Source organism: Nocardioides sp., from assembly GCF_036274455.1.
Taxonomy (GTDB): domain Bacteria; phylum Actinomycetota; class Actinomycetes; order Propionibacteriales; family Nocardioidaceae; genus Nocardioides.
Genome location: NZ_DASUFR010000054.1, coordinates 44117 through 51824, shown reverse-complemented (window position 1 = coordinate 51824; position 7708 = coordinate 44117). Strand labels below are relative to the sequence as shown.

Sequence of the window (7708 nt, the reverse complement as noted above, 5' to 3'; positions counted from 1 at the left end):
GCTGATCGCCCCAGGCGGCCTGAATCAGAGGCTTCAGATTCCACTCCGCGCCACCGATGTCCGTCCGGTTCTAGGACCGTCGGACGACACACGCCACGGCGATGTCTGCGGACAAGTTGCGGACAAGGGGCTTGGGGACGCAGCAGAGGCCGCCTTCGGATCTCTCCGAAAACGGCCTCTGACCTGTGGTTTCTCTTTGTAGCGGGGGCAGGATTTGAACCTGCGACCTCTGGGTTATGAGCCCAGCGAGCTACCGAGCTGCTCCACCCCGCGTCGGTGATCCCAAGGTTACGGCACCGGTGGCGGGGACCCCAAATCAGGGCGACGGCGACGGACCGGAGCCCGACGGGGAGGCCGGCGCCGACGGCGAGCCGCCGTTCTCGAGGGCGATGGCCTGCTCGACCAGCCTCTGGGCCTTCTCGATGTGCTGCTGGTAGGACGCCAGGTCGCCGGCCTTCAGCGCCTGGTCGGCGGCGAGGAACTCCTGCTGGGCCTCGTCGAGGAGCTCCTGGACCGAGCCGGGCTCGGCGGTCGAGCTGGGCGAGCCCGACGGTCCGGTGGTCGGCGAGGGCGACGGCCCGGTGGTGGGCGGGGTCGACGGCTCGCTCTCCGGGCCGGACTGGGCGTCGGCGACCGCGCCACTGAGCGTGGTGTCGATGCCGACGCCGCCCTTGTAGAAGACCAGGACGTAGCGCAGGATCGGGAAGTTCGCCTCGTTCGCCGTGGCGAGCTTGGCGTAGACCGGCTCGACGTACATAAGCTCGTCGCCCACCGGCACCGTGAGCAGGTTCCCGTAGGTGACGTTGCTGCCGGAGCGGTTGAACTCCGCGAGCTTCTCCGAGACCCCCGGGTCGGACCTGACCGCGTTGGCGACCTGGCTCGGCCCCTGTTGCTGCTGGTCGATCACGTCGATCACGCGCATCTGGCCGTAGGTCGGCGAGGTCGCGTCGGAGTCGACCGAGACGTAGGCCGCGAGGTTGCTCCGCTTGTAGGGGACGAACGTCGAGGTGAGCGACCACGTCGAGGTCGTCGGGACCGGTGGTGCGTTCTCGGGGTTGTCCGGGGACGGCACCAGGCCCGGCGGCTGGGTCACGAACATGCGGTAGGGGGGCTGAAGGGCCTTCGTGGTCCCGGTCGGGTTCGGGTCCTCGGGGACGTCCCAGCGGTTGTTGTCCTGGAACCACGCCTGCGGGTCGGTGACGTGGTAGCGCGCGAACTGGAAGCGCTGGACCTTGAACATGTCCTCCGGGTAGCGCAGGTGGTCCATCAGGTCCGGAGGGATGTCCTCCCGGGGCTTCACGGTGCCGGGGAACGCCGACGACCAGGCCTTGAGAAGCGGGTCCTGGTCGTCCCAGGCGTAGAGCGTGACCGTGCCGTCGTAGGCGTCGACGGTCGCCTTGACCGAGTTGCGCATGTAGTTGATCTCGTCGGTCGGCAGCGTGCGCAACCCGGACTCGTCCTGCAGCGTGTCGTTGGTCATCGTCTTGAACGACTCGCGCTCGGACCCGGGGAACCGGTCGGTGGTCGTGTAGCCGTCGAGCACCCACAGGATCCGCCCGTCGACGATCGTCGGGTAGACGTCGTCGTCCAGGGTCAGCCACGGGGCGACCATCTTGACCCGTTCCTTCGGGTCCCGGTTGTAGATGACCTCGGAGCCGGAGGTGACCCGACCGGAGAGCAGGAAGTTCGTGCTCCCGAACTTGATCGCGTAGAGGAGCTGGCGGAACGTCGACCCGACCGGCACCCCGCCCTCGCCGGTGTAGGTCGTCGTCGGGTCGCTGGAGGAGTCATCGTCCTCGGTGGAGGCCGCCTTGGTGAGGTCGAGCTCGACGCTCGGCGAGTTCGGGCTGGCCTTGCCCACGACGGAGTAGCTCGGGCTGTGCTCCCCGAAGTAGATCTGGGTCTTGTAGTCGCCAACGGCCTTCGCGAGGTCGTCCTGGCCGGGCTGGTTGCCCTCCGCCCACACGGTCTTGTCGGTCAGCCCCTGGCCGCTGGTGGACACCTCCTGGTCGGCGCCGTTCCGCTGGTTGGCGTAGGCCGCGATGATGTCGTTGCCGTGGGTGTAGACGGTGTGCAGGTTGAGCCAGTTCTGCACCGAGCTGTCGAGCGCGCCCTGGTCGAGCTCGCGGGCGCCGAGGACCAGCGCCCGGTCGACGCCGTTGATCTTGTAGTGGTCGACGTCGAGCACGTCGGCCACGGAGTAGTAGCCACGCACCTGCTGGTTCTGCTGGAACGCCTGCCGCACCAGCTTGGGGTCGACCAGCGGGATCGAGGTGACGCTGGGGTTGGTCGTGTCGCCGACCACCGAGATCCGCTGCGAGGGCAGCTGGAACTCCTGGACGGTGTCGATGTCGTAGGCCGCTCTTGTCGCCTCGATGTTCTTCTCGATGAACGGCGCTTCCTTGTCCGACTCCGACGGCTTGACCTGGAACTGCTGGACGATGCCGGGCCAGATCAGCCCCAGGAGGATGGCGGAGAGGACCAGCAGCGCCAGGCTCACCGACGGCAGCATCCAGGTGCGACGCCAGACGTTGGCGAAGAACAGCACCGCACAGATCAGCGCGATGCCCATCAGGATCGCCTTCGCGGGCAGCACCGCGTTCTGGTCGGTGTAGGTGATGCCGGTGAGCAGCGACCCGGACTGGTAGGCGAGGTCGTAGCGGTCGAGCCAGTAGTCGACGGCCTTGGCGAGCACGAAGACGCCCAGCAGCACCGACAGCTGGGCCTGCGCGGCCCCGGACAGCCGGTCCCCCGGGGTCTGCAGCCGGATGCCGCCGTAGAGGTAGTGGACGACCGCGGCGGCGAGCAGCGCGACGACGCTGACCGCCATCACGAAGTCGACGAGGTAGTGGTACCAGGGCAGGTCGAAGACGAAGAAGCCGATGTCCCTGTGGAAGTACTCGTCCTCGCGCTGGAACGGCACGCCGTTGCGCCACAGCATGTAGGTGCGCCACTCGCCGGCGCCAGACGTGCCGGCGAAGATGCCGAGCAGCACGCCCAGGCCGGCGACCAGCCAGGTGCGGATCGGCGTCACGGCCTGGCGGTAGCGGTCGAGCCCGGTCTGTTCCGGCGACTGCGGATGGAACAGCGGCCGCATCCGGAAGGCGATGACCATGTTGGCGACCACCGCGACCGCCATCAGCAGCCCGAAGACGAAGAACAGGATGATCTTGGTCCAGAGCAGGCGGCTGTAGACCGCGCCGTAGCCGATGTCGCGGTACCACAGCACGTTGGTGTAGAAGTTCGCGAACGTCGTGAGCGCGAAGAAGGCGATCACGAGGACGACGGCGGTGATCACCAGCGCGCGCGAACGCCGCGACGGCGGGCGGGCGGGCGGTTCTTCCCGCTCCTCCTCGTCGAAAAGCTCACTCACGCGGGTCGTCCTCTGGTTCGTCGTCGACAGGCTCGAGCGTCGCGCCCAGGAGGGCGATCAGCTCGGGGACCAGGTCTGCGCCACCCACGACGGACTGGTCGTCGTCGTGTGCACGCAGCCGGAGGGCACAGTATGACGACCCGGTCCTAGTGACACCCACCACCATCCGGACCTCCTGCCGATCCGGGTGCTCGGCGGCGTACGTCGCGGCCTCGGCTGGGTCGTCAGGCATTGCGTCGTCGGCCGCCGGCGGCAGCACCAGCCGCTCGACCACGGCCGCGCAGCCGCTCACCTCCGGGCCCCAGGCGATCGAGGCCAGCGTCGACTCGAACCGGTCGGGCGGCAGCTGCTCCTGCTCGACCGGCGTCAGGGACCCCTGCGCGGACGCGTCGTCGAGCCCCATCGCCGATGCCAGGGCCGGCTCGCGGCGTACGAGCGCGGCCGTGTCGACCAGTGCGTAGAGCCGCCCGGGCTGGTCCCAGCCCGCCTCCGCGCTGTGCGACTCGATCTCGAGGACCGCCGCCGCCAGGGCGGGGTCCACGGCGGGGTCGAGGGTGGGTAGGTCGTTGTCCATCAGCAGCTCGGCAGCTTCGCGTCGTGGTCCTTGGCCCAGGTCTCGATCGCCGACCTCGCGGTGTCGAAGGTGTCGACCTTGACCAGCCGCATGTCGCCGTTGTGGGCGCCCTTGGCGTCGTCGCAGTTGTCGGCCGGGACGAGGAAGAGCTGCGCGCCGTCCTCGCGCGCGCCGACGATCTTCTGCTGGATGCCGCCGATCGCCCCCACCGTGCCGTCCGCCGCGATCTCGCCGGTGCCGGCGACCCGGCCGCCGCCGGTGAGGGGGCCCGGCGTGAGGGTGTCGTAGATCGCCAGCGAGAACATCAACCCGGCGCTCGGGCCGCCGATCCGCGGGTCGATGGTGACCGTCACCGGGAACGGCAGGATGAACCCCTGGCCCAGGAAGATGCCGAGCTGGGGCGAACCGGTGACCTTGACGACGCCGAACAGGTCGGTGCTGGGCTGCTCCGGCGTGAGGGGTACGTCGACCTCCTTGCCGTCGCGCAGCACCGTGAGCGTCACCTGCTGGCCCGGCGGGGTCGCCTTGATCGCACTGCGGAGCTCGTCGGAGGCCTTCGAGATGTCGTCACTGAGCGGGACGCCGTTGACCTTCCGGATCAGGTCACGCACCGCGAGCGCACCGTCGGCCGGCGAGCCGTCGCTGATCAAGGTCACCTCGAGCGAGGGAGTCACCGGGTAGCCGAGCGCCTTCTCCGCGACCGCCACGGCGGTGTCCTGCGAGGACACCATCTGGACCTGGCCCTCGTCGCGCACCTCGTCGGCGGTCTTGTCGTCGGGGTAGACCGCGTCCTTGGGGTAGACCGCGTCGTTGCGGTTGAGCCAGGCGGCCATCACCTCGAACAGGTTGAGGTTGCTGTCCTTGGGCGTGACCGAGACCGTCGTCATCCGGAGCTGGCCGTCGTCCCGGTAGGTCTTCTGGTCGCCGCCGACCTGGATGATCTCCTTGCCGTCCGGGGCGCCGAGGACGTCGATCGTCGGTCCGGGGGCATAGGTCGTGTAGGGCAGCGGCTTGAGCAGTGCCACCACCGCCAGCGCGGCAACGAGCACCACGGCCGCGGCCGCGGCCGGGGTGCGCTGGTTCATGCCGAAAACTCTCTCAAACCGGTGGTAGCCGGGCCGCGCGCAGGTCAGCCGCGGCGTACGGCGACACCGGTGGACCGCTCGCGACGGTGCGGGAGCGGGGCCTGCTTCCGGGTCGGCCGCGGCCGCTGCAGCGCAGCACCGAGGCGGCGCAGGGACTCCTCGCGGTCGACCTCGCCGCGAGTCTCCCGCCCCACCCAGCCGACCCAGGCCATCGCGACGAGCGTGACCACGACCGGCGGCACCAGCCAGAGCAGGATCTGCACCCTTGTGAGGGTAGGGACTAACTTGAGCGACATGTCGGAGCCCACGCCAGCGCGGACGCAACAGTCGGCCCAGTCGGCACTGAGGCTCGTCGACCTGCGCGAGACGCCGCTGGACGTGGGCGAGGTGGTCGCCGCGCTCGACGACGATGCTTCGGGCGGGCTGACGCTGTTCGTCGGCCGGGTCCGCGACCATGACGACGGCCAGGGCGTGCTCGGCCTCGACTACACCGCACACCCCTCCGCGCTCGACCGGCTGCGCGAGGTGTGCGAGAAGGTCGCCGCCGACTTCGACGTGCACGCACTGGCCGCCGTGCACCGGGTCGGCACCTTGGCCATCGGTGACGTGGCCGTGATCGTCGCGACGTCCTCGGCCCACCGCGGCACGTCGTTCGACGCCTCGAGGGCGCTGATCGACACGCTCAAGGCCGAGGTCCCGATCTGGAAGCACCAGCGGTTCAGCGACGGCTCCGAGGAGTGGGTGGGGTCTCCCTGAGCGGTCCCTGATTTCGCGCGCAGCGGATCTGGTTCTGACCGTGAGCCGCGTACGGTTGTCGGTATGGCAGACGAGCCCGAGGAGCCCCAGAACCCGTTCAAGGGCACTCCGTTCGAGCAGTTCTTCGCCCAGGGCATGGGCGGGCAGGGCATGCCCGACCTCAGCCAGCTCTTCGGGCAGCTGCAGTCGTTGCTCCAGCCCTACGACGGCCCCCTCAACTGGGACGTCGCCCTGGACCTCGCGCGCAAGACCGCGGCGCAGTCCCCCGACCCCACCCCCACCAGCGCCCAGCAGAACGCCGTCGCGGACGCGCTCCAGCTGGCCGACCACTGGCTCGACGACGCCACCGGCTTCCCCTCGGGTGTGACGTCGACGACGGCGTGGAGCCGGGCGGAGTGGATCGTCAACACGCTCGACGTCTGGAAGGTCCTCGTCGAGCCGGTCGCCCTGCAGTCGGTCGGCGCGCTCGGAGCCGCGCTGCCCGAGGAGGCGAAGGGCCAGGCCGGACCGATCCTCGGCATCCTCGGCCGCGCCATCGGCGCCCTCCTGGCGAACCAGGTCGGCTCCGGGCTCGGCACCCTCGCCGGTGAGGTGCTCTCGGTCTCCGACATCGGGGTGCCGCTGGCCCCGGCCGGCAAGGCCGCGCTCATCCCCGCCAACGTGGCGGCGTTCGCCGAGGGTCTCGACGTGCCGGCCGACGACGTGATGCTCTACCTCGCCCTCCGCGAAGCCGCCCACCAGCGTCTCTTCGCCGGGGTCCCGTGGCTGCGCGAGCACCTCGTCGGCGCGGTGACGGCCTACGCCGAGGGCATCGAGGTCAACGTCGAGGGCATCCAGCAGCGGGTGGAGGAGCAGATGCGCGGCATCGACCCCACCAACCCCGAGTCGATGCAACAGCTGCTCGAGGGCGGCATGTTCGAGCTGCCAGACTCCCCCGCCCAGAAGGCCGCGCTCTCGCGGCTCGAGACCACGCTCGCGCTGGTCGAGGGCTGGGTCGACGAAGTGGTGGGCCAGGCGACCGAGGGCCGGATGCCCAACGCCGGGAAGCTGCAGGAGGCCGTACGCCGTCGGCGGGCCGCGGGTGGCCCGGCCGAGCAGACCTTCGCGACGCTCGTCGGCCTCGAGCTCCGGCCGCGCCGGCTGCGCGACGCCTCCACGCTGTGGGGGTCGCTGCGCACCCGGCAGGGCACCGAGGCGCGCGACGGGGTGTGGATGCACCCCGACCTGCTGCCGACCGCCGCCGACCTCGACGACCCCCTCGGCTTCCGCGAGGGCGCCACCGCGCCGGAGTCGATGAGCGAGGACGACTTCGACGCCGCCCTGCGCGAGCTCCTCGAGGGGCCGAGCGGGGACGAGCCCGAGGGTTCCTAGACGAGCTCCTCGCCTGGCGGCGGGTCGACACGCGCGGCGGCCGACCAGCCCAGCAGGTAGCCCTTGGCGCGCTCGGACTGGGGGTAGCGGTCCACCCAGCTCCAGAACGCCGCGTCATGACCGGGCTCGATCAGGTGCGAGAGCTCGTGAACCAGCACGTAGTCGATCACCCACAGCGGCATTCCCTCGAGCCGCACCGACAGCCGGATGGTCCGGTCACCGGGGGTGCAGGAGCCCCAGCGCTGCTTCTGGTTCTGCACCCACCGCACCGAGCCGGGGACCGCGAGACCACCGAGGTAGCGGTCGTTGAGCATCAACGCGCGCTCCATCAGCTCCGCGTCGGTCAACGGCTCCTTGCTCTCGGACTTCAGGACCCGCGCCACCATCGTCTCGACCCACTCGGCCTCCTCCTTGCGGGTGAGCGAGGCGGGGACGAGCACGACGACCTTCTCGCCGTCGCGGTAGGCCGAGACCGTCCGCCGGCGCCGCTTGCTGCGCCGCACCTCGACCTCGGGTGCCGGCTCGGACGCCACCGCCATGGGACGAAAT

7 protein-coding genes and 1 tRNA gene are annotated in these 7708 nt (G+C 70.1%); 2 read left to right on the top strand and 6 right to left on the bottom strand.

What is annotated here, in order from left to right:
* Window positions 1-199: 199 nt before the first annotated feature.
* The 5 genes from VFV89_RS05225 to VFV89_RS05205 form a co-directional block, all read right to left on the bottom strand.
* Window positions 200-273, bottom strand: a tRNA-Met gene (locus VFV89_RS05225).
* Window positions 274-316: 43 nt separating this feature from the next.
* Window positions 317-3373: a UPF0182 family protein gene (locus VFV89_RS05220; protein WP_329704851.1), complete on the bottom strand. Its 3057-nt coding sequence runs from the start codon at window positions 3371-3373 to the stop codon at window positions 317-319.
* Entirely contained in the window at window positions 3366-3947 is a 582-nt protein-coding gene (locus VFV89_RS05215; protein ID WP_329704850.1) for a PPA1309 family protein, read from the bottom strand. The genes VFV89_RS05220 and VFV89_RS05215 overlap by 8 nt, the downstream gene beginning before the upstream one ends.
* Window positions 3947-5032 carry a YlbL family protein gene (locus tag VFV89_RS05210; protein ID WP_329704849.1) on the bottom strand — a complete coding sequence of 362 codons (1086 nt, stop codon included), beginning with the start codon at window positions 5030-5032 and terminating at the stop codon, window positions 3947-3949. The genes VFV89_RS05215 and VFV89_RS05210 overlap by 1 nt, the downstream gene beginning before the upstream one ends.
* 44 nt (window positions 5033-5076) lie before the next feature.
* Complete coding sequence (locus VFV89_RS05205; protein ID WP_329704848.1) at window positions 5077-5295, bottom strand: hypothetical protein; 219 nt, start codon at window positions 5293-5295, stop codon at window positions 5077-5079.
* Window positions 5296-5326: 31 nt separating this feature from the next.
* Between VFV89_RS05205 and VFV89_RS05200 the strand changes: the two genes are divergently transcribed.
* Window positions 5327-5788, top strand: a complete 462-nt coding sequence (locus VFV89_RS05200) for a molybdenum cofactor biosynthesis protein MoaE (RefSeq protein WP_329704847.1) — start codon at window positions 5327-5329, stop codon at window positions 5786-5788.
* Between the two features lie 63 nt (window positions 5789-5851).
* Complete coding sequence (locus VFV89_RS05195) at window positions 5852-7159, top strand: zinc-dependent metalloprotease (protein WP_329704846.1); 1308 nt, start codon at window positions 5852-5854, stop codon at window positions 7157-7159.
* Here the strand turns inward: VFV89_RS05195 and VFV89_RS05190 are convergent.
* Window positions 7156-7698: a M48 family metallopeptidase gene (locus VFV89_RS05190; protein WP_329704845.1), complete on the bottom strand. Its 543-nt coding sequence runs from the start codon at window positions 7696-7698 to the stop codon at window positions 7156-7158. The genes VFV89_RS05195 and VFV89_RS05190 overlap by 4 nt on opposite strands.
* Between the last annotated feature and the right edge of the window lie 10 nt (window positions 7699-7708).